General features: G+C 49.0%; 17 protein-coding genes. 4 read left to right on the forward strand and 13 right to left on the reverse strand.

What is annotated here, in order from left to right; all coding sequences use genetic code 11:
• Nucleotides 1-181 precede the first annotated feature (181 nt).
• The 3 genes from FLS37_RS02015 to wrbA all read right to left on the reverse strand — a co-directional run bounded on the left by FLS37_RS02015 (nucleotide 182) and on the right by wrbA (nucleotide 1,635).
• Nucleotides 182-589: a hypothetical protein gene (locus FLS37_RS02015; RefSeq protein ID WP_157314257.1), complete on the reverse strand. Its 408-nt coding sequence runs from the start codon at nucleotides 587-589 to the stop codon at nucleotides 182-184.
• 63 nt (nucleotides 590-652) lie between these two features.
• Nucleotides 653-1,033 carry a DUF2069 domain-containing protein gene (locus FLS37_RS02020; protein ID WP_232522465.1) on the reverse strand — a complete coding sequence of 127 codons (381 nt, stop codon included), beginning with the start codon at nucleotides 1,031-1,033 and terminating at the stop codon, nucleotides 653-655.
• A complete protein-coding gene (gene wrbA / locus FLS37_RS02025) occupies nucleotides 1,030-1,635 on the reverse strand; it encodes an NAD(P)H:quinone oxidoreductase (protein ID WP_157314258.1) in 606 nt (201 codons plus the stop codon). Before wrbA ends, FLS37_RS02020 begins: the two co-directional genes overlap by 4 nt.
• A gap of 59 nt (nucleotides 1,636-1,694) precedes the next feature.
• On the opposite strand from wrbA, the gene FLS37_RS02030 reads away from it, so the two are divergent.
• A complete protein-coding gene (locus FLS37_RS02030) occupies nucleotides 1,695-2,936 on the forward strand; it encodes a YihY family inner membrane protein (protein ID WP_157314259.1) in 1,242 nt (413 codons plus the stop codon).
• On the opposite strand, the gene aroB is transcribed toward FLS37_RS02030, so the two are convergent.
• The 7 genes from aroB to FLS37_RS02065 are packed head-to-tail and all read right to left on the reverse strand — an operon-like array spanning nucleotide 2,867 to nucleotide 9,525.
• Nucleotides 2,867-3,961: a 3-dehydroquinate synthase gene (gene aroB, locus FLS37_RS02035; protein WP_374756824.1), complete on the reverse strand. Its 1,095-nt coding sequence runs from the start codon at nucleotides 3,959-3,961 to the stop codon at nucleotides 2,867-2,869. The two genes, FLS37_RS02030 and aroB, sit on opposite strands and share 70 nt — an antisense overlap.
• Nucleotides 3,955-4,485 carry a shikimate kinase gene (locus FLS37_RS02040; protein WP_157314261.1) on the reverse strand — a complete coding sequence of 177 codons (531 nt, stop codon included), beginning with the start codon at nucleotides 4,483-4,485 and terminating at the stop codon, nucleotides 3,955-3,957. The genes aroB and FLS37_RS02040 overlap by 7 nt, the downstream gene beginning before the upstream one ends.
• Before the next feature lie 38 nt (nucleotides 4,486-4,523).
• A complete protein-coding gene (gene pilQ / locus FLS37_RS02045) occupies nucleotides 4,524-6,614 on the reverse strand; it encodes a type IV pilus secretin PilQ (RefSeq protein ID WP_157314262.1) in 2,091 nt (696 codons plus the stop codon).
• Nucleotides 6,611-7,135 carry a pilus assembly protein PilP gene (locus FLS37_RS02050; RefSeq protein ID WP_157314263.1) on the reverse strand — a complete coding sequence of 175 codons (525 nt, stop codon included), beginning with the start codon at nucleotides 7,133-7,135 and terminating at the stop codon, nucleotides 6,611-6,613. Before FLS37_RS02050 ends, pilQ begins: the two co-directional genes overlap by 4 nt.
• A 22-nt stretch (nucleotides 7,136-7,157) precedes the next feature.
• Complete coding sequence (locus FLS37_RS02055) at nucleotides 7,158-7,859, reverse strand: type 4a pilus biogenesis protein PilO (protein WP_232522466.1); 702 nt, start codon at nucleotides 7,857-7,859, stop codon at nucleotides 7,158-7,160.
• 2 nt (nucleotides 7,860-7,861) lie between these two features.
• Nucleotides 7,862-8,455, reverse strand: a complete 594-nt coding sequence (locus FLS37_RS02060; protein ID WP_157314264.1) for a PilN domain-containing protein — start codon at nucleotides 8,453-8,455, stop codon at nucleotides 7,862-7,864.
• Complete coding sequence (locus tag FLS37_RS02065) at nucleotides 8,452-9,525, reverse strand: pilus assembly protein PilM (protein ID WP_157314265.1); 1,074 nt, start codon at nucleotides 9,523-9,525, stop codon at nucleotides 8,452-8,454. The genes FLS37_RS02060 and FLS37_RS02065 overlap by 4 nt, the downstream gene beginning before the upstream one ends.
• A gap of 157 nt (nucleotides 9,526-9,682) precedes the next feature.
• On the opposite strand from FLS37_RS02065, the gene FLS37_RS02070 reads away from it, so the two are divergent.
• Both FLS37_RS02070 and FLS37_RS02075 read left to right on the forward strand, forming a co-directional pair.
• Nucleotides 9,683-11,998, forward strand: coding sequence for a penicillin-binding protein 1A (locus FLS37_RS02070; RefSeq protein ID WP_157314266.1), 2,316 nt, complete (start codon nucleotides 9,683-9,685; stop codon nucleotides 11,996-11,998).
• Between the two features lie 17 nt (nucleotides 11,999-12,015).
• Nucleotides 12,016-12,399, forward strand: coding sequence for a flagellar brake protein (locus FLS37_RS02075; RefSeq protein WP_157314267.1), 384 nt, complete (start codon nucleotides 12,016-12,018; stop codon nucleotides 12,397-12,399).
• Between the two features lie 149 nt (nucleotides 12,400-12,548).
• On the opposite strand, the gene FLS37_RS02080 is transcribed toward FLS37_RS02075, so the two are convergent.
• From FLS37_RS02080 to FLS37_RS02090, 3 genes are read right to left on the reverse strand one after another with little or no spacing between them, the layout of a single operon-like run.
• Nucleotides 12,549-14,516 (reverse strand): EAL domain-containing protein, encoded by a 1,968-nt coding sequence (locus FLS37_RS02080; protein ID WP_157314268.1) that lies wholly within the window; start codon nucleotides 14,514-14,516, stop codon nucleotides 12,549-12,551.
• Between the two features lie 37 nt (nucleotides 14,517-14,553).
• Complete coding sequence (locus FLS37_RS02085; RefSeq protein WP_232522467.1) at nucleotides 14,554-15,327, reverse strand: transglutaminase-like cysteine peptidase; 774 nt, start codon at nucleotides 15,325-15,327, stop codon at nucleotides 14,554-14,556.
• 20 nt (nucleotides 15,328-15,347) lie between these two features.
• Complete coding sequence (locus FLS37_RS02090; RefSeq protein ID WP_157314269.1) at nucleotides 15,348-16,043, reverse strand: LuxR C-terminal-related transcriptional regulator; 696 nt, start codon at nucleotides 16,041-16,043, stop codon at nucleotides 15,348-15,350.
• Between the two features lie 269 nt (nucleotides 16,044-16,312).
• On the opposite strand from FLS37_RS02090, the gene FLS37_RS02095 reads away from it, so the two are divergent.
• Entirely contained in the window at nucleotides 16,313-22,381 is a 6,069-nt protein-coding gene (locus FLS37_RS02095; RefSeq protein WP_157314270.1) for a retention module-containing protein, read from the forward strand.
• The last annotated feature ends 24 nt before the right edge of the window (nucleotides 22,382-22,405 follow it).

A 22,405-nucleotide genomic window follows, 5' to 3' on the forward strand; every position in this document is an offset into this window, starting at 1 on the left:
GCTTCAAACTTAATGCTGTTTTTACCAAAAACAGCCACCTAAGCTACCCAAGCAAAACAAAACCCCGCCGACCTGGCGGGGTTTTTCATGAGCATATGAATGAAGGGGAATCTGCAGCCTACCTTCAGAGCTATACCAAGGTTGCTATAAGCAATAAATATATATCCGTCGCAAACCTTCGTTATCGAGACGTAAGAACACGATAAAACCGCCGAAACGGATCTAACGACCACATAAATACAGAACTAATAGCAAGAATTGACATAGGAATAAACCACAAGCAATTCAAAATATAACTTGCACTATATGCCAGTATTTTTTGGTCATTCCATAGCGCATCTCCAATGCCATAATGCCCAGAAATCACCATGATGACAAAAACATGGAACAAGCATGCTGGAATGAGGAGCAAACATATAGCTGCAACACTTATGAAACACTTCACAGCAAGAGCGAACACAGAAACTCCAATCTCTGAAGGAGCTTGCCCCTCCACACGTCGGCGCACAAATGCCCAAGTAAAAAACCCCGATAACCCAAATAGAGTCATCATGTCCGCAACAAGACCAATAATATCTTTAACGCTCACACTAGCACCGCCTCAATTATGTATGCCACCTGATGGCAAATGACGCCTTCGAGCAAGCCATCCTCAATCACCCTGATACTTCTCCAGAATACTCGGCCGCGAGTATTTGGCATACAGATTTGCCGTGGTGTAGCTCACCACAACCAGTGCAACCTGGACACACGCCAGCCAGCGGCCGAGGCCGGTTTCGGCATAGGCGCGCATGATGCCTTCGAGTAGCCAGAGCAGCACGAACATCGTGTACCACTGAAAGGTATAACGGCGGCCATGCAAGAGGCCGCGTAGCGGCAATAGCATAATCAGTGCTTTGGCGGCCAGCCAGGAACCACCGGGGTATAGCGGTGAAAGCCACAGCTCCCATAGCATAGTGAGCAATACCATACCCAGTACACAGGCAACAGTCATCCATTGCCAAATCGGCAATTGCTTGGGGCTCAAAGTCATGATGATTTTTCCGCGCTTAACTTCAGAGCAACCTCAGCGAGCCGCTTGCCTTGTGCAATGCAGAGCTGGCGTTCGGCATCCGAGATGGGCTGGTTTGATTCAGTGCCCGCCCAGTGGCTGGCACCATATGGCGTTCCGCCGGTGGTGGTCGACATCAGTGCGTTTTCCGAATACGGCGTACCAACAATCAGCATGCCGTGGTGTAACAGCGGCAACATCATCGTCAGCAGGGTCGCTTCGTTACCACCGTGCAAAGTGCCTGAACTGGTGAAAACGCTGGCCGGTTTGCCGATCAGCGTACCTTGCAGCCATTCGGCAATGGTTGAATCCCAGAAATATTTCATCGGTGCGGCCATATTGCCAAAGCGCGTCGGGCTACCGAGTGCAAGTCCAGCACATTCCTGTAAATCTTTAAGCTCAACATAAGGTGCGCCCGCTTCAGGTATCGCCGCTTCGGTGGCTTCGCAGACGGTAGAAACGCGCGGGACAGTACGTAAACGCGCGCTTGTGCCCGCGACAGATTCGACACCACGCGCAATCAGCTGCGCCATTTGCCGCGTTGCGCCGTGCGTTGAGTAATACAACACCAATATTTCAGTCATGATCAGGCCTGTTCAGAGTTTGCGGTATTATAAAGGGATTCAAGTTCTCAGACGCGATCATGTCGGACACCTCCACGCTGCCACTGTGGCGCAGAATCATCGGTTTTTCCCGTTTTGTCGGTCGCAGACTGTACGCTGACCGCTGCCTGGAAACCGCTGGCAGCCTGACCTATACCACGCTGCTGGCCGTCGTTCCGCTATTCACGATTGCGCTGACCGTGATTTCGGCCTTTCCGATGTTCAGCGGCATCAGCAGCCGTTTTCGTGGTTTTATCATTACCAATTTGGTTCCTGATGCGGCAGGCAAAGTGGTTGGTGTTTACATGCGCCAGTTTGCCGATAATGCCGATCGCCTGACCACGTTCGGGATGATCGGTTTATTGGCGACGGCAATTCTGCTCATGGTGACGATTGAAAAGTCGGTAAACAATATCTGGCGGGTACGACGCCAAAGAAAACTGCTTTCCCGCACGCTGACTTACTGGGCAACGCTAACACTAGCACCATTGCTGATCGGCTTAAGCCTATCCCTTACCAACTGGCTGTCTTATCAGGCTGGTGGTCTGGCCGGTGGATTTGGCGTAGATTTCATTAAAATAGGTCCGATGGTTCTGGTCGTTGGCACCTTGAGTTTGCTTTATTTAGCACTCCCCAATTGCTTTGTTCCACGCAACCATGCGCTGACAGCGGCACTGATTACGGCGGTTTTTCTTGAGCTAATGAAGTGGCTGTTTGCCTTGTACTTAAAGCAGTTTGGTACTTACAAGCTGGTATATGGCGCATTTGCCAGCTTCCCTATTTTTCTGCTCTGGCTCTATGTGTGCTGGGTAATTGTGCTGGCAGGGGCCGTCATTTCGGCGACGCTATCGTACTGGCATAACGATGGCTGGCAGTGGGATGAGCATCACGGCACCCGCTTTGAGCAAGCGATGCGCATTCTGAGCGAGCTGGCGCTGGCGCATCAGAACTCAGTGATTTTGCACATCAATGATTTGCGCAAGCGCGTTGGCTTAGGTGTTGATGCCACGCAGTATTTGCTGGAACAGATGGCTGAACGTAATTGGGTAGAATCCAATCGCGATGGCGAGTGGTTTTTGGCTGGCAGCGCGAACAATATCCAGCTTCATCAGGTATTCGAGCTGATCGTTAGCCCGCTCAGCTCGGATGAAAAAAGCGGCCTGTCCCTATCGCTGGATAAGGCCAAAGCCGCTTTGAGCATTACTTTGCAGGATTATCTGGCCGCTTCGCAACCCGCCAGCAACGCAGCATCAATGGCTGACTCAGGCAGTTCGCCAATATAAGCTTCACCGAGCTGGCGAAGTAGGATGAATTTAATGCGACCTGCATCGACCTTTTTGTCTTGCGCCATCAGGGCCTTATAGCGCTCGCCCCCCAATGCTGGCGACACGACCGGTAAACGGGCTTTTTGCAGCAAGACAATCACGCGCTCCACATCCTGCGCGCTTAAATGCCCAATGGCTTGCGAAGCATAAGCAGCCAGCACCATGCCGGCAGCGACCGCTTCACCATGCAGCCAGGCACCGTACCCCAGGCCCGCTTCGATCGCATGGCCAAATGTATGGCCCAAATTGAGCAAAGCACGCTGCCCGGTTTCTTTTTCATCGGCAGCAACGATACGTGCCTTATTCTGGCAGCAGCGTTCAATGGCTTCAGCCAGTAGCTGTTCCTCGCGCGCCATAATGCCGTCGATATTATCTTCCAACCACAGCAGAAAATCCGGATCATCAATCAGACCGTACTTGATGACCTCTGCCATGCCCGCCGAGAACTCACGATCAGGCAGAGTGCTCAGGCTATCAAGGTCGGCCAGCACCAATCGCGGCTGGTAAAAAGCACCAATCATGTTTTTGCCAAGCGGATGATTGATGGCCGTTTTGCCGCCAACCGATGAATCAACCTGCGCCAGCAAGGTCGTCGGGATTTGAATAAATGGCACACCGCGCTGGTAAATTGCAGCAGCAAAACCGGTCATATCGCCAATCACACCACCGCCCAAGGCAATTAATGTGGTTTTACGTTCAGCACGCTCGGTCAGCAGCGCATCCATGATCAGATTGAGTGATTCCCAGGTTTTATATTTTTCCCCATCAGGCAAAATGATTTGCTGGCATTGAATACCTTGTGCCTGCAATGATTCAACCAGTCCAGCCAGATACAGTGGCGCAATAGTGGTATTGGTGACAATGGCGACCCGTGACTGGGGCAGCAACCCGCTAATTTTTTCAGCCTGAGACAGCAAATCGCGGCCGATTAGAATATCGTAAGGTGCGTGGGCAATATCGACATGAACAACACGGGTCATGATTTTCGTTCCAGCTCTTTGAGAAGAAGTTGCAGAAGGGAATTGACGCTTTGCTGGCTGGTATCCATCACCAGATCGGCAACCTCGCGATAAAGTGGATCCCTGATCGCGTATAGCTCGGCAAGTCGAGCTTTGGGGTCTGCTGTTTGTAATAATGGGCGGTTTTTATCGTGGCAAGTGCGCTGATAAAGCTCTTCCGGCGTGGCACATAAATAAATCACATAGCCATTACGCCGCAAATGAGCCCGGTTGACCGGATTGAGAACCGCGCCACCGCCTGTCGCTAACACAATATTTTTTAATTGCGTTAACTCGGCAATCGCCTCAGCCTCGCGCTGGCGAAAACCCGCCTCGCCTTCCATTTCAAAAATAGTAGGTATACGCGCCCCAGTACGGGCTTCAATTTCATGATCGGAATCATGAAATGTCTTTCCCGCTGCTTTAGCGAGCGCACGACCTACCGTCGTCTTGCCAGCCCCCATAAGGCCGACCAAAAAAAAATTGCCTGGCATTTTCATACCAGGCATTTTACTTGAAACTACTTCACTTAGCGATGCTAGCGCAATCAGCGCAGCGTTAAATCTGACTGCAGTACACGAGGCGTAAGGAAAATCAACAGTTCACGTTTTTGGGTGGTATTTGCCCTATTCTTGAACAAATTACCAACCATAGGTATATCACCTAATACAGGAATTTGAGTCACGGTATTTTTACCTTCCTCAATATATATGCCACCGATCACTACCGTGCCCCCATTCTCAACCAGTACCTTTGTTTTGATTTGTTTAGTATTAATAGCTGGTCCATTCAGAGTATCAGTACCACGGCTATCTTTATTAACCGCCACATCCATAAAAACATTCCCATCAGGTGTAATTTGTGGGGTCACCTTCAATGATAATGTTGCCTTCTTAAACGAAATAGATGTTGCACCGTTTTGCGATGACTCGGTATATGGAATTTCCTGACCATCTTCAATAACAGCCTCTACCTGATCGGCAGTAACTAGTCTTGGACTTGAAACTACTTTACCCTTACCATCCTGCTCCAAAGCAGTTAGCTCCAGCCCCAACAAACCATCCGAACCAGCCAATAACATTGCAATCGATCCAGGATCAAAACCGCCAATCTTTCCTGCCGGCAGATTTACGGCAGGCGCATCACCGGCTAGAGCGGGACCAGGATAAGTCGATCCGCCAGTAGATGTGTAATCTTTGGTAGTCAATCCCCCGGAGGTTCCGCCGTGCTTATTGGCAAACAAGCCATGAAATTTAACCCCGAGATTACGACTGAATCCATCCTCTGCCTCAACAATACGCGCCTCTATCATGACCTGACGAACAGGAATATCAGTTTTTGCAATCAGCTCACGAATTTGCTCCAGTTTAGATGGGATATCTTGCACGATAACCTGATTAGTCCGAGGTACAATTACTGCACTACCGCGGGGAGAAAGCAACTTCTGCTTCTCATCGGTCAAAACCGTTTTCATTTCTTCGGCTTTAGTGTATTTAAGCGCAAAGTACTCTGTACGGGTTGGTTCTAATTCAGCGATTTGCTTTTTCGACTCCAACTCTTGCTTTTCTTTAGATGCCAGCTCATCGCGTGGAGCGATCCACATCACGTTGCCTGATTTACGCTGATCCAAACCTTTAGCCTGCAGAATAATATCAAGAGCCTGATCCCAGGGTACATCTTTCAAACGCAGTGTTAATGTACCACTAACAGTATCGCTTGTAATAATATTAAGCCCGGTAAACTCCGCAATTACTTGCAAAACCGTACGGATTTCGACGCTTTGGAAATTCAAAGATAGCTTCTCGCCTTTATAGTTAGCTTTACTTTGGGCAGTCTTTAATTTGACATCTGAAGCATCTCGCACTTCAACCACAAAACGATTCTCAGTTTGATACGCTGAATATTCCCAATTACCTTTGGGCTCAATCAGCATTTTAACAGTATCGCCCTGGCCAAAAGTATCAACTTTTTGAATGGGAGTACCGAAATCTGCAACGTCCAAGCTACGTTCTAGATTCTTTGGGAGGCCAACTTTAGCAAACTCCACCAGTAGTTTCTTGCCTTGCTGGCGAATGTCAATTCCAACATTAGAGCTTGATAAATCAATGATGACTTTCCCTTCGCCAGCACTACCACGGCGAAAATCAATATCTTGAATTCCTTCGCGCTTCCCAGTTGCTTTACTCTCAGCAAATTGCACATTACTTCTTGCGGGACCACTATTTTTTGCAGAAATAGCGCCAAGGGTTGCGCCATCAATTGCAATTAAAAGTGAATTATTTTCAACCTTGGTTTCATACGAAGCAGGCTTCTGTAAATTAAGAACCAATCTAGTTCTGCCAGTTCCTTCTGCGATGTTAATTAAGCGCAATGCAGCACCATTGACTTGCACCGCACTTTGACCTGCTTGATTTGAAGTATTGGCAAAATCAAATGCAATTCGAGGGGGGCTATTAACAGAGAAACTCGTTGGAACAGGTGGCGTGCCATTGAAAGTGATCTTGACAATCTGCTTTTCTGCACTGATATTGCTCACTTCAACAGCAGTTATGCTCGACAATTCTGCTGCTATCGCAAAAGGAGCGATTAACATCAAGGCAACCTGAGTAAAACGGCTCAGTATTTTAGTCATGTTCATTTCTTTTGCTCCGAGTCATCTAAGCCGAGGGTTGTAGTACGCTCAACCCAATCACCACCACTGTCTTCTACGATTTCTTTCAATGTAATTTCTGTCTCATTAACAGCCATCACCATGCCAAAATCTTGCCCCATGTAACTCCCCACTTTGACACGGTATAAATTCCCGTCCGGAGCCTTGATTAGGGCATGCACAGTTTTACCTTGCTGCAGAGTACCTACCATACGAAGTTTTTCAAGGTCATAATTTTCTAGAACCTCTTTAACCCTATCTCTATTTGGTGCAATCCCACTACCAATACCCTTTTTGGCCAACTCCATCTTACTAGGTTTAAATGGATCAGGCAGACCGAAAGCATCGTATGCAAACGGCTCGTACGCCTTAACTTCCGGCAAAGGCTCGACCCTACCACGCAAGCCCTCAGACTGCTCAGCCATCCAAGCTTTAAGATCGCTATTCTCTTCGCCAATGCACCCGGTCAGGGAACCCGCCAATATGCTCAGTAAAATCCATCTTTTCATTATTTACTCTCCGGATTGGACATTACTGCCTCTTTTTCTTACGAGCATCCAGCTCTGCTTGACGAATAGCCTGCTGCTCTGCCTCGTCTAAGGCGCGATATGTTTTTATTGTCGCTTCCATAACAAGCAGTTCAACATCTTTTGCCGCAACGTTGTTCCCCGCTTTATCTTTTTGAGGCGTAGGCTTATTCCCCTGTTCTGAGATAGCAGAAATCTGAACATCGCTCAAAGTGACAATCCGCGACAATTGTGCCACATCACTAACAAAAGCCGACAAATCATGATAAGAACCACTGACTTTGATTTGAATCGGCATTTCGGCAAATTCGGATGTTTTTACTTCTGTATTTGGCTTAAACAACTCGAACAACAAACCCCGACCGACTCCTGCCTGATTAATTTCAGTGAGAAGTGTTTCCATTTCAGATTTATTGGGCAGTTGCTTTAATAAAGCACCAAATGATTGTTGAATCTCCAATAATTGCTGACGATATGCCTCAAGATTAATTGCTTTTTTCTTCTTCTCAAGAAACTCCTGCTTTAGCTGCTCTTCTTTTTGCACACCTTGATCCAGCTCCTCAAACTGCGGCTGCCAAAAATAGAAGACGCCCAAAGCAACAACAATAATCAGTAATAAGCCCATTGCACCGAATTGGACGGGCATAGGCCAATTTCCAGCTTCTTTGGGATCTAAATTCTTAAGCTCGTCAAATGTAATTGACATTCTCACCCCCCCTGCTTACGCATTGGCTGTGAAGCTACAGCAGAGGCCTCGGTAACTAGACGTGTTACTTTTATATTCAAAGTAAAATCAGATAGTCGCTGGTTACCAACATTTGCCGCTTTGGCTTCGATCAATAAAGGCTGCTCAAACGTTGCAGAATCATTCAAATTGCGCATTAATGTAGAAACACGGGCATTAGATTGCGCATATCCATTTAAGACCAGCTGATCATCTTTTTGTTTTACATCCTTCAGATAAATTCCCTCTGGAACCTGACGTGTCAACTGATCCATCAAACGAACAGTTTCTGTTCTATTTGATTGTAGACGTTCAACAATTAGCTTGCGATCGAGCAAAGCCTGCTTTTCTGCCTTCAGCTTTTCAATTTCCGAAATTTCTTTTTCAAGCTTGGCATTTTCCGCTACCAAAAACTCATTCCTTTCATTTTGAGACTCGATCCGCGCCCCCAGCGCCAAATAACCTGCAGCAACAACTGCAGTTGCAGCAATAAATGTAAATACCATCAAAGCAACAAAGCGCTTTTGTTTTGCCTGCCTTTTTTCTTGCCGATGAGGCAAAAGATTAATTCTTATCATGCTGGATCAAACCTCCGCATAGCTAGGCCACAAGCTATAAGCAAGGAAGGTGCATCAAGCTGAATCTGCTTTCCTCGCACCTTGCCCGTCGACATACTAAAAAATGGATTGGCACGCATTGTACTTGCGACTTGAGTTCGGCTTGAAACGGCCTCATCCAAACCATGAATTACGCTACAACCACCAGCTAGCAAAATATGGTCAACTGTCGTGTAATTACTTGAAGTGTAGAAAAATTGCAAGGATCTCGAAATTTCAAGTGCCATGGTATCCATAAATGGCTGCAGTACGTCGGGCTCATAATTATCTGGCAAGCCGCCTTGGCGCTTGGCCTGCTCTGCTTCCTCTGAGGACATATTGAACTTGCGCTGGATTTCCTGCGTAAGCTGATTACCTGCGTACCCTTGATCCCGGCTGTAAATTGATTGTCCATCCTTGAAGATGTTCATGTGCATTGCTGTTGCACCAATGTCAACAACTGCGACGATCTGATTTTCTCCACCGTTTGGTAACTGTGGCCTCATCAATTCGAAAGCCGCTTGAGTTGCATAAGACTCGACATCAAGCACGGATGCACGCAGACCGGCCTCTTCAATCGCAGCAACGCGCTCATCAACTTTGGTTTTCTTGGCTGCAGCAATCAACACCTCTTCTTCATCCGGATTATTGGGCGCAGGCCCTAGAACCTGGAAATCGAGATTAACTTCGTCCAGTGAAAAAGGAATATATTGATTGGCTTCAGTTTCAACCTGCATTTCCAAGTCACGTTCACTCATCCCGGCCGCAACCAAAATTTTCTTCGTAATTACGGCAGATGCAGGCAAAGCAATGGCGACATTCTTTATGTTACAGCCCATTTGCTTCCATGCCCGCTGAATGGCTTCAGCTACCGCTTCAGGGTTGGTGATATTACTATCGGTCACCGCATCTTTTGGCAAGGGCTCGATTACATAGCGGTCTAGGCTAAAATTACGCCCCGTCTGGCTCAGTTCAACCATTTTTACTGCGGACGCGCTGATGTCTACACCAATGAGTGGAGGAGCTGATGGCTTTAAAAAATCGAGGTTCAACGCACTAGTCCCCTTATATGCAATTAAAAAATGCTATCAGCGTACCAGTTCGAGTGTAAAGAAAGCCTTTTAAGTGACACGCTTTTTGCAACAAACCCGTATTCGACGTACATTAACACCTTAGATTGAACTTTATAAACAAACAATCACTACCGCAATGACAAAGAAAATATTTTTAGCACTGATCGCAGTAATTGTGGGCTTAGCCTTAGTGGCTGTTTGCTTATCAGCAATGGCTGTCGCAATTACATACCCCAAGCTGCCATCTCTTGAGGCGCTGACTGACTACAAGCCCAAAGTACCTCTACGAATTTTTACGCAAGACAAGGTGCTAATCGGTGAATTTGGCGAAGAGCGTCGAGCTTTTACTCCTATTAATCAAGTACCAAAGCCGATGATTCAGGCCTTGCTTGCGGCAGAAGATGAGCGTTTTTACCAGCATGGAGGCATTGACTATCTAGGTGTGATGCGCGCCATACTTGGCAATTTAACCTCTGGACAAGCTCGTTCCGGAGCAAGTACGATCACCATGCAGGTTGCTCGAAATTTTTATTTGTCGAATGAAAAAACATTTACACGAAAATTTAACGAAGCACTACTGTCATTCAAAATAGAGCATAACTTATCAAAAGATCAAATCTTAGAGTTATACATTAACCAGATCTATCTGGGGCAACGAGCTTATGGCTTTGCATCAGCCGCCCAGATTTATTTTGGCAAATCTCTATCGCAACTCAATCATGCAGAAATGGCCATGCTGGCCGGACTGCCTAAAGCCCCTTCTGCGTATAACCCGGTAGTAAATCCAAAACGTGCTAAATTAAGACAAATGTATGTCTTACGCCGCATGCATGAATTGAAATCAATTTCTGACAGCGAGTACGAAAGCGCCAAAATTGCGCCAATTAATGTGCTTCGCACAGCGCAGCAATATCCCGTCCATGCAGAATATGTTGCCGAGATGGTGAGGCAAATGATGTACGAGCGCTACAAAGAAGCGATTTATAGCGAGGGCTTCCAAGTTTACACAACCATCAACAGTCAATTGCAACAAGCCGCGTATGAATCATTACGCGAAGGCCTGATAGATTATGACAATCGCCATGGCTACCGTGGTCCGGAAGGATTTATTGATCCGGCACTACTCACTCCAGGCGCCGAAGAGCAACTGGATGATGCATTAAGCAATATTAAAGAGGCTGACGATCTACGCATTGCTGTCGTAATTAGCGCCTCCAACCAAACCGTAACGGCCTATATCAAAGGCGACGAAAAAGTTACCATTCAAGGGCAAGGCCTTAAATTTGCCCGGAATGCTTTATCGGAAAAAATTGCGCCCGCCAACCGCATCAGACCAGGCGCAATTATTAGGCTACGTGCCAGCGAAAAAGGCTGGGTTATCCGCCAGCTACCGCAAGTAGAAGGAGCACTGGTTGCGATAGACCCACAGCAGGGTGCCATCCAGGCTCTAGTCGGCGGCTTTGACTACAATCGCAATCATTTCAATCATGTGACCCAGGCGTGGCGCCAGCCCGGCTCAAGCTTCAAACCATTTATTTATTCGGCTGCACTCGAACGCGGGATCACGCCATCCACCCAGATCAATGATGCCCCGTTGGTGATTGCTGCCTCACAGCTCAATGGTCAAAGCTGGGAGCCCAAAAACTATGACGGTAGTTTCTCGGGGATGACCTCGGTACGAAAAGCGCTGACTCTGTCAAAAAATCTGGTATCGATCCGTATTTTGCAAGCTATCGGCACCGACTACGCCCAGCAGCATCTGACCCGATTTGGCTTTCCTCCCAAAAACCATCCGCCCTACCTCACCATGGCCTTGGGCGCGGGCAGCGTAACGCCGCTGCAAATGGCCGAGGGCTATGCGGTTTTTGCCAATTCAGGTTACCGCGTTCGCTCTTATTTTGTGGACCGGATTGAAGATGGTAAAGGCAAAATACTGGCACAAACCCAAGCCGAAGTGGCTGGAAAAAATGCGGTCAGAACGCTGGATCCTCGCAATGCGTTCATCATGACCAGCATGATGGAAGATGTAATTCAAATGGGTACCGCAACAAAAGCCAAGGCCTTGGGACGAAATGATCTGGCAGGGAAGACAGGAACGACTAACGATGCATTTGACGCATGGTTTGCTGGCTACAGCCCGAAATTGGTCGCCGTAACCTGGATCGGTTTTGATCAGCCACGCTCCCTAGGGGCCAGAGAAACAGGCGGAGCGGCTGCACTACCCGTTTGGGTTAACTTCATGAGCAGTGCGCTACGGAATGTACCGGAAACGCCGAAAACTGTACCGGACGGCATTCTGAGCAAGAGTATTGAAACTGAGCGCGGTACTTTGGTTGAATACTATTTGCAAGAATTTCCTAATACCAATAGTGAACTGGGCTTAGGTGGTGGTGGTGGCTCGACAGATGCTGAAGCTCAGCCGCTGGACGAAATCAAAGAGCTACTATTCTGATATTGAATAATCGAAAAATGATGACCAACGCCATGCAGCGCCGAGATACATATCGCATCCCCATCCCGCATTCAGTGAGCACCCGCTGTTTTATCAGGATGCGGGATGGTAGCGAAGTAATGATTGCCGTGATTGATATCAGTGTTGGCGGAATAGGCCTGATCGGTTTTAGCCCAGATGTCGATTTGCAAGAAGGGAATGAATTTACCGGTTGCCGACTGGAGTTACCTGGCATCGGCGCAGTGCATTGCAAACTGCTCGTTGGCAGACAATCCGAAATTACCTTGGATAACGGAATCAAAACCATTCGTACTGGTTGTAAATTTGCGCAACTTTCCAGCCAGAATGAAAACCTGCTCCAGCGTTTCATCTACGCGCTGGAGCAAGAAGCCAACAAGTAGCATTGGACAACTCAATATAATTGCCCACTGGTTGCGCCAAGGGCAGATCTGCAGCTCTAGCCTGGAGAAGCTGTAGAGATCAATATATTGCAAAGGTATAGCCACCAAACTCAATACCAGCAATGCATACAGCGCAATACCCAACAAAACTACAAACTAGGTGCAGTTTTCCAGAGCTCAGTCCCGGCGATACCAAAGCCCTGCAAACCATCAACCCGCAAGGAAAGTAAAGTTTCCTGCTCTGCTTGAGTTTCAACCGATTTCGCAATCACCTGCAAATCCAGACCATGGGCAATCTTGACCATGGCATCCATAAAGAACTGGTGCTCACGGTTCTGATCCACGTCCTTGCTAAACGAGCCGTCCACTTTCAAATATTGAACTCTTAATGCACTTAAATAGCTGAAAGAGCTAAATCCCCGACCAAAATTATCCAGACCAAATTTCACACCAAACACCGCCAACTCATCAATAAACGCGCGCAAGTCATCCAGCTGATTCACAGCCTCCGTTTCGGGCAATTCAAAACAGAGCTGCTGCCCCAACGCAGGTTGAGCCGCCAGTTTTTGCCGAATCCAGGCCACAAATTCGGGGTGAGAAATTGAAGCCGGGAAGAGATTGATTGCCAGATGTAAATCTGCATCTTTCGCCAGCTCCTTGAGGCACAAATCAATCACGACCCGATCAAATTCTTGAATCAATCCGTGTCGTTTGGCCATTGGCACAAATAATCCGGCAGGAATTTGCTCGCCTGACTCATCACGTAGGCGCAGGAACACTTCGCGATGGATTAATTGGGCATCACAATCCTGCACACCCTGGGTATACAACTCGACGCGCTGGGCATTTAGCGCCTCCAGCAGCACAGCTTTCCATTGTGAGGCGCTAAGCGCACCATGTCCGGCCAGCTCTTCTGGGGCGAAGAAATGCATGGCATTAGGGCCTTCGCCTTGTGCGGTGCGCAAGGCCAGGTCGACCTCTGACAGCCATTTATTGATTTTTTGCCCATGGAACATCGCCATTCCCAAGTGGCCAACATCACTGTACGGTGTTAAGCCGCGCTCGAACAAAGTACTTAGGCGATGCGCGAGCGTGTTACCGATTTGTCTGGCTTTTTCTTGTTCGACTCCGGCCATAAAAACCGCAAAGGTGTTGCCACTCATTCTGGCGGCAAAAGCCTCGCTATCGGCATGCTCAAGCAATAGGGTTTTAATCAGCGCACCTGTCTCAACCAGCAATTGATCAACGACCCTGAACCCTTTCTGATCATTAATCTCTTTCAGATGACTGATTTCAAGAAATAGCAAAGCCCCTCGCGCCAACGGCTCATCGGCCTCCATCAATTGTTTCACATGCAAGTCAAAATATCGGCGATTGGCCAATCCGGTTAAGGTATCAAGATATGCTTCGGCCCGCATTCGCTCAATGCTGGCAGCTTGCTCGGCAAACATTTCTTTTACTTTTTGAGTCATGCGGTTCATCGCCTGCACCACGCTGCGCAGATCCAGTGTCCAGGGCAATTTGGCCGGATCGGGATATTCACGATTACAAATCGCCAGTGCCTGCATTTCCACGTCTCTCAAGGGTCGCAAGACGTAGTGCAACACCAGTAAGCCGACACATAAAGTCAGTAATGATGCCCCCAGAAACCAGAACAAGGCGTTCATGCTACTCGCCCACAATGAGGCATAGGCAATTCCTGGATTAGCCGCGATTTTCACCACCCCGGCCTGCTGCCAACCCGTGGTCATCAATGCTTCTCCCACTGGCGTTTCGATCGGAAACAAGCGGATAAACCAGTCAGGGACATTGTTCACCTGAGTCCCGGCCTGCTTTGCAATCAAGGAGCGCCCTTCCATATCGTGAATCTGTATCGAGCGGTAATAGCCGCTATCGAAAACAGCATCAACCGTTCGTTCGACAAAAACCTGATTATTCTTATCCAGAATCAGCGGGGACAACTGCATACCCAATGAGGTAGCCGCATCCTGGGCGATGGTGGCCAACTGTTCAGAGATAAATGCCCGGGAATTTTCTGCATTCAGATAAACCGTACCTGCGAACAGAAATATAAATAAAGCCACAATCAACAAGATTAGCTGTTTGAGCAAGGTCATTTTGTCCTCCTAGCGGGCGAGTGGGCGCATGATTGAACTAATCAAACTCCCGCCCCTGTCGCGCCTTCAATTGATCCCAAAGGCTGATTTTGTTTTGTCGCGGGGTAGCGTTACCGCTACTACGGTCTTTCGCCAGCCACAAACCCTGCCCGTTAAAACCATAAACAGGGGTTAAATCCGGGCGCTGCGACGCGGGCTTGATCTCCGGGATCAGGTTATCCAGCACCAAAGGAACAGCAGAAGGCGTGGGGTAGTACGTCAACACCATGTGCGCCAAATTAGCCGGGCCATGACCTGTCGCCTGCACATAAGTAATGCGTAACTTGCTTTCCGGAACCCCTAGGGCGAGCAGAGAAAAGTATTTTGCAATCGCAAAATCCTCACAATCGCCAGCCCCACGCCCCAGAAATTCAACCGGAGTTGCCCAGTAATCTTCAACCCCCCAGACCTGGCGATCAGACGAAAAAATAATTCTTTCATTAAAATAATTATTAACGCGCAGTAGTTTGCTTTGTTCATCGGCTTTTTTGTCACCATCAAGCAAAGCCTGCCAGCTTTCCAGACGCTGCTTGGCATTCGCCCCATATTTGGCTTCGGCCTTGTCCAGCGTCCCCGTTTTCAATTTATATGGATTCTCGCCAGTTAGGGGGGTCGATGTGCAGGCAGCCAAGCCCATTGCCGTTAAAAAAACCACGCGGCAAGATGAGCACCAATATTTACAGCGAAAACTGAACATTTTTTTCAACATGATAAGCAGATGAGATTCGGTTATATGTATGAAAGGTGAAAAGCTCAAGCCTGAACGAAGCAAACAGACGACCGCTCAGCAATTTAACGATCAACTGAATGACTATTTGCATCACTTTGATTCACCAGCAAAGCAAGATGCACCCGATCACTGAGATGCAATTTGCTGAAAATGGCACTCAAGTGGCTTTTTACCGTGTGATCAGAAATATTGAGCGCGCGAGCGATCAGCTTATTGCTTTCCCCCAGACCGACCAGATGGGCTATTTTGCGTTCCTGCGGGGTCAATATCGCCAGGGAGTCGTCAACAGATGTTGATGATGTTGCCGAATGACGAGCTTCTGCGGTGAAATGCTGCAAGCCTTGAATCAACATCGGCAAGGAACGACTTGACACCCAAATACCGCCGCGCACGGTGACATCAATAATTGTTTTCAATCGCTCATCGTCCAAATCGGGTGTACAACACGCACGGATCCCTGTGGCCAGCCAGCGTAATTCCTCTGCCACAGTGAAAGAATCACACACCAAACAAATGGCCAACTGCGAGCTGAGTAGTTTCAAATCAGGAATTTGCTCGGGGCGCTGCCAAGCAGCAAGGTCAAACACACAAAATACCGGCGCGAGTTGCTGAATCTGCTGCATTGATGGCCATTGCCGATAAAGCTCTACCGCCCCCCGCCCAGTCAACAGCGGACACCAACGCATTGCCAATTCCCTGGACGGAGAAACAATCACATGATTTGCTGGCATAGCATCTCCAAGTGCCGCCAAGGTCATCGAATCTGCTGATTTTTCCTTGGAAAATCCCGCGCAATCCGCCTTGAGCTGATCACACCGTCTGCACCATCACGTGCAAACCATTGACCCTAGGGTTTTCATTTAGACCATCAGGCTGATTTTCATTTTATGACCAATTCATACAATGAAACATCCAGCCCGTATTGGCGTGGTGGCATTTGCCATCACTGTGCATTGAGCTTAGTCACCGCCCATTGCAAAGACCACCCCAATGATTGCTGCAGACGACAAATGAGGAGCACATCATCATGGCAACCGTAAACCAAATCAGTAGCGATACAAGTAAAAGTATTGCCAACAAAGGCACCGTCGCTCAGGTCATTGGAGAAGTCAAAATCCTAACCGCCAGCGGAGAAACCCGGATTTTGCAGGTGGGAGACAAGGTACAAGTAGGCGACACCATCCAAACCGGTGCCAACGGTGCGATATCAATTACCTTCGATAATGGCGCACAAATGAGCCTGGGGCGCTCAGACTCATTGAGCATCACAGAACAAGTGCTAGCAGAGCTGTTACAGCCTGCCAATAACGCAGCGGATGATGCAGCACGTATCCAGGAACTGATCGCTCAAGGCGCTGATCCAACCCAAATCGCAGACGCCACCGCAGCCGGTGCAGGCGGTGGGGAGGATGGCGGACATAGTTTTGTGGTACTTGAGACGCCATTCTCTCGCGTTGACATTCCAACCGGAGTGCCAACAGCAGGCATTTCAATAGACCCCAACCTGACGCTAGAGGATTTACCTAACAACCTTCCTCCAGATGCTACGGACGATAATAGCAGTGACGCTGACAATGATGCATTGACAACGCCAGAAGACCAGCTACTGATTATCGCTCCTAGTATTTTGCTATCGAATGACGTTGATCCCAACGGAGACACACTGACCATTATCAGTGTACAAGATGCCACCAACGGCACAGTGAGCTTGATTAATGGACAAATCGAATTTGTACCTAATGAAAATTACAATGGCAGTGCAAGCTTTACATACACGGTGAGTGATGGCCGCGGAGAAACAGATACCGCCACAGTCAATATCAATGTGACACCAGTCAACGACCTGCCTGATGCTGAAGATGATAACAGCGCCAATGCGGCCAACGATGCCCTGACCACAGAAGAAGACTCCGTCCTTAATATTGATCCAGCTACCTTGTTAGCAAATGATACCGATATCGATGGAGATCAGCTTACAATCAGCAGCGTACAAAACGCTATCAATGGCACGGTAGCAATCGTCGATGGACAAATGATCTTTACGCCCGACAAAGATTACAATGGGCCTGCCAGTTTTAATTACACAGTTAGCGATGGGAAAGGCGGTTTTGACACTGCAACAGTGAATATCACGGTCACACCAGTCAACGATCAACCAATCAGCCAGAATGACAGCAACTGGACGAAAGATGTCACCGTCGGCAGCGACCCAACGACCAGCGGTAATGTATTGCTCAGTATCGACCATACCGCTGGTGCACCATCCGGTAGCTTTAGCGACGCAGCAGATACCGATGTCGATGGCAATACACTCAGTGTAAGCAACCCTGGCACCTTTGTGGGGGCGTATGGCACGCTGGTCATTGCCAGTGATGGTTCATACACTTATACCCTCAATACCAATAACGCGGCGGTCAATGAACTTGATGATGGCGACACTCTCACTGATACCTTCAGCTATACGGTCAGCGACGGCGATCTCACTGATTCGGCCAATTTGGTGATTACTGTTTTTGGCACCAACGATGCACCGGTTACCAACGGCACGACTGAAAGCATCAACGATACCAACTGGGTCTTAGACGTCACCAGCGGCAGTGATCCAACGACTACTGGAAATGTACTACTCAACATTGACCATACAGCTGGCGCACCATCCGGTGCCTTTAGCGACAAGGCTGACACCGATGTCGATGGCGATACTCTCACTGTCAGCAGCGCTGGCACCTTTGCGGGAACGTATGGCACGCTGGTTATTGCCAGCAATGGCTCCTACACCTATACCCTTGATGCCAATAACACGGCAGTCAATGCACTTGATGATGGCGAAACCCTCACTGACACCTTCAACTACACGGTCAGCGACGGCGACCTCGCGGATACAGCCAATCTGGTTATTACGGTTTTCGGCACTAACGATGCACCGATTGCCAACGGTACGACAGCAAGTATCGACGATACCAACTGGATTCAAGACGTCACTAGCGACAGTAACCCAACAACAGCAGGGAATGTCCTACTCAACATTGACCATACAGCTGGCGCACCATCCGGAGCCTTTAGCGACAAGGCTGACACCGATGTCGATGGCGATACTCTCACTGTCAGCAGCGCTGGCACCTTTGCGGGAACGTATGGCACGCTGGTTATTGGCAGCAATGGCTCCTACACCTATACCCTTGATGCCAATAACACGGCAGTCAATGCACTAGATGACGGTCAAACGTTGGCCGATACCTTCAGCTATACCGTTAGCGATGGCAATCTGACTGATACAGCCAACCTAGTTATTACCATCTTTGGTACCACCGAGCCCCCTGTCATCGTCAACGCCCAACCCCAGGGCATAGACGACACGAATTGGGTGAAAGATGTCGTGGAATTTAACCAAGAAGAAAGTGCTCCCAGTGCCAGCGGGAATGTACTGCAAAATATCAACCATACAGCAGGTGCACCATCTGGCAACTTCAATGATCAAGCAGACACCGATGTCGACGGCGATACTCTCACCGTCAGCAACGCTGGCACCTTTGTGGGGACGTATGGCACGCTGGTCCTTGCCAGTGATGGTTCGTATACCTATACCCTTGATGCCAATAACAGCGTAGTGAATGCGCTCACGGAAGGGCAAAGCACTTCAGAAACCTTCACTTATACCGTCAGTGATGGCAGCCTCACCGATACGGCCAATCTGGTCATTACCATTTTTGGTACCAATGATGCCCCCGTGGCCAATGCCCAGCCCGTGGGCTCTGATGACACCAACTGGGTCAAAGATGTGACCGAGGGAAGCAATCCAACCACCTCCGGCAATGTGCTCTTCAACACCGACCACCCGGACGATCCTTCCAGCTCGCTCAGCTTTAGCGACAAAGCCGATACCGATGTCGATGGCGATACACTTACTGTCAGCAATCCAGATACATACTCGGGGCTGTATGGCACGCTGGTGCTCGCCAGTGATGGTTCCTACACCTATACCCTTAATGCGAATAATGCGGCAGTCAATGCTCTGGGTGATGGCGACACCCTCACTGACACCTTTAGCTACACCGTGAGCGATGGCGATCTGACTGATACGGCCAATCTGGTCATTACCATTTTTGGTACCAATGATGCACCCGTGGCCAATGCCCAGCCCGTGGGCTCTGATGACACCAACTGGGTCAAAGATGTGACCGAGGGGAGTAATCCAACCACCTCCGGCAATGTGCTCTTCAACACCGACCACCCGGACGATCCTTCCAGCTCGCTCAGCTTTAGCGACAAAGCCGATACCGATGTCGATGGCGATACACTTACTGTCAGCAATCCAGATACATACTCGGGGCTGTATGGCACGCTGGTGCTCGCCAGCAATGGTTCCTACACCTATACCCTTAATGCGAATAATGCGACAGTCAATGCTCTGGGTGATGGCGACACCCTCACTGACACCTTTAGCTACACCGTGAGCGATGGCGATCTGACTGATACGGCCAATCTGGTCATTACCATTTTTGGTACCAATGATGCACCGATAGCCAATGCCCAGCCCGTGGGCTCTGATGACACCAACTGGGTCAAAGATGTGACCGAGGGGAGTAATCCAACCACCTCCGGCAATGTGCTCTTCAACACCGACCACCCGGACGATCCTTCCAGCTCGCTCAGCTTTAGCGACAAAGCCGATACCGATGTCGATGGCGATACACTTACTGTCAGCAATCCAGATACATACTCGGGGCTGTATGGCACGCTGGTGCTCGCCAGTGATGGTTCCTACACCTATACCCTTAATGCGGATAATGCGGCAGTCAATGCTCTGGGTGATGGCGACACCCTCACCGACACCTTCAGCTACACCGTGAGCGATGGCGATCTGACTGATACGGCCAATCTGGTCATTACCATTTTTGGTACCAATGATGCCCCCGTGGCCAATGCCCAGCCCGTGGGCTCTGATGACACCAACTGGGTTAAAGATGTGACCGAGGGGAGTAATCCAACCACCTCCGGCAATGTGCTCTTCAACACCGACCACCCGGACGATCCTTCCAGCTCGCTCAGCTTTAGCGACAAAGCCGATACCGATGTCGATGGCGATACACTTACTGTCAGCAATCCAGATACATACTCGGGGCTGTATGGCACGCTGGTGCTCGCCAGCAATGGTTCCTACACCTACACCCTTAATGCGAATAATGCGGCAGTCAATGCTCTGGGTGATGGCGACACCCTCACTGACACCTTCAGCTACACCGTGAGCGATGGCGATCTGACTGATACGGCCAATCTGGTCATTACCATTTTTGGTACCAATGATGGTGTAACCATCACCGGACTGGATGGCCAAGGCAACGAAGAAATCGTGTATGAGCGCAACCTGAGCGATGGCAGTGCGCCCGACAATACGGCACTGACTCAAACCGGCACATTTACCCTCAGCACCCCAGATGGCTTTGGGGGCTTGAAAGTCGGCGCTGTACAGCTCATCAACGCAGATGGCACGCTGACCAGCAACTCCGTGAACTCAACCATCGGGACACTCAACATTCTCAGTTTTGATGGCACTACCGTGAGCTACAGCTACACGCTAGATCACAACACCACCAGCCATAGCGTGGTTGATACTGCGGATCACGTCACTGACAGCTTTATGGTGACCGTCTTTGACCGTGACGGTGATCACGAAGAGGCAAGTCTCGACGTCACCATCGTTGATGACCTGCCCGTCCTCAGCGTCAACAGCATTGAAGTCACTCGACAAGTTGGCACGACGACCGGCAGCTACGATTGGGAATCTGGCGCAGATACGCTGACCTTTAGCCAGGCGTTTGCTAATGGTGCCCTGCAATGGAATCACCCTGCTGATGACGGTTACACCTTTGCCCTGAAAACAGGCACAACTTACGCCGCCACCTATGTGGATGGTCTTGTGACAAAAACCTTCTTTGAAGTCACCATCAATAGCGATGGTACTTATAACTTCAATCTGATCAACCCGGCACCAACACAAATCATTACAACACCGAACCTATTTAGTGCTCTGACACCGACAGACCTGGATGGCAATGGCTCAACCGAAGCGGCCGTTGTTGCCGACAGCAATTTTGGCGGTGCATTCAAACTGGTTCTCACTGGCTCGGAAAACGATGGTGCAAGTTATGGTGGCAGCACTTTACTCAATAAATCGGCTACCGATATCGGGGTAAATGGTAATAGCATTCAAGAGTCGCAAAATGAACGCATCAAACTTGACGTTGTGCGTAATAGTGGATTTGAAAACGTCACACTCGATGCCCTGACAATTAACGTGTCATCCACCGGTAGCCTCAGTACCGGCGATAAAGTTGACCTGAAAGTCACGTATGCAGATGCATCATCGTCAACGCTGCAAATCACTTATGACAACACCGGTAAACTGGTCTTTGATATCGATAGCAGTAAAATTGTCGATTACGTCGAGTTAATTCCGATCTCCAATAATGTCACTTTGAAAGTCATCGGAATTACCGTGGGTTATACCGAAACCATTGACCCGGATGATAATTTGCTCAATTTCAGCCTCAAGGGGATTGATGCAGATAACGACAGCGCAGTGGCTAACTTCACGGTCAACTTGATGTCTGGCACCTCAGGCAATGACACCCTGACCTTTGGCAGTGGCGATGACCAAATTTCGGCTGGAGCCGGAAACGACAGTATCTTTGCCAACGCTGGCAACGACATTCTGAATGGTGGAGCAGGAGACGATATTCTCAACGGCGGAGCAGGCTCTGACACCTTTGTCTTTGCTAGTACACCCACAGCAAACGGCATTGATACCATCCAGAATTTCGCCGTGAATACGATTGCAGCCGGTGGTGATGTACTTGACATCACTGACCTGCTCAGCGGCGCGGGGATCAGTGCAGCAAGCTTCGATGCAACAGAAGGAGCCTTCCTGCAATTTGTCAGCGATGGCTTGGGCAATACCAAAGTTATGTTTGATGCCAATGGTGATACCGGAGGCCATGGTGATGCGGTGCAGGTTGCCACTTTAAGCGGCATTGCCGACCCTTCCAGCTTGCTCAACACCTTGCTGGAGAACGGTGAAATTAAAACCAGCCACTAAGCAGCACATACAAAAATACCCAGC

Origin of the sequence: Chitinibacter sp. GC72 (assembly GCF_009760905.1) — a bacterium.
Classification (GTDB): domain Bacteria; phylum Pseudomonadota; class Gammaproteobacteria; order Burkholderiales; family Chitinibacteraceae; genus Chitinibacter.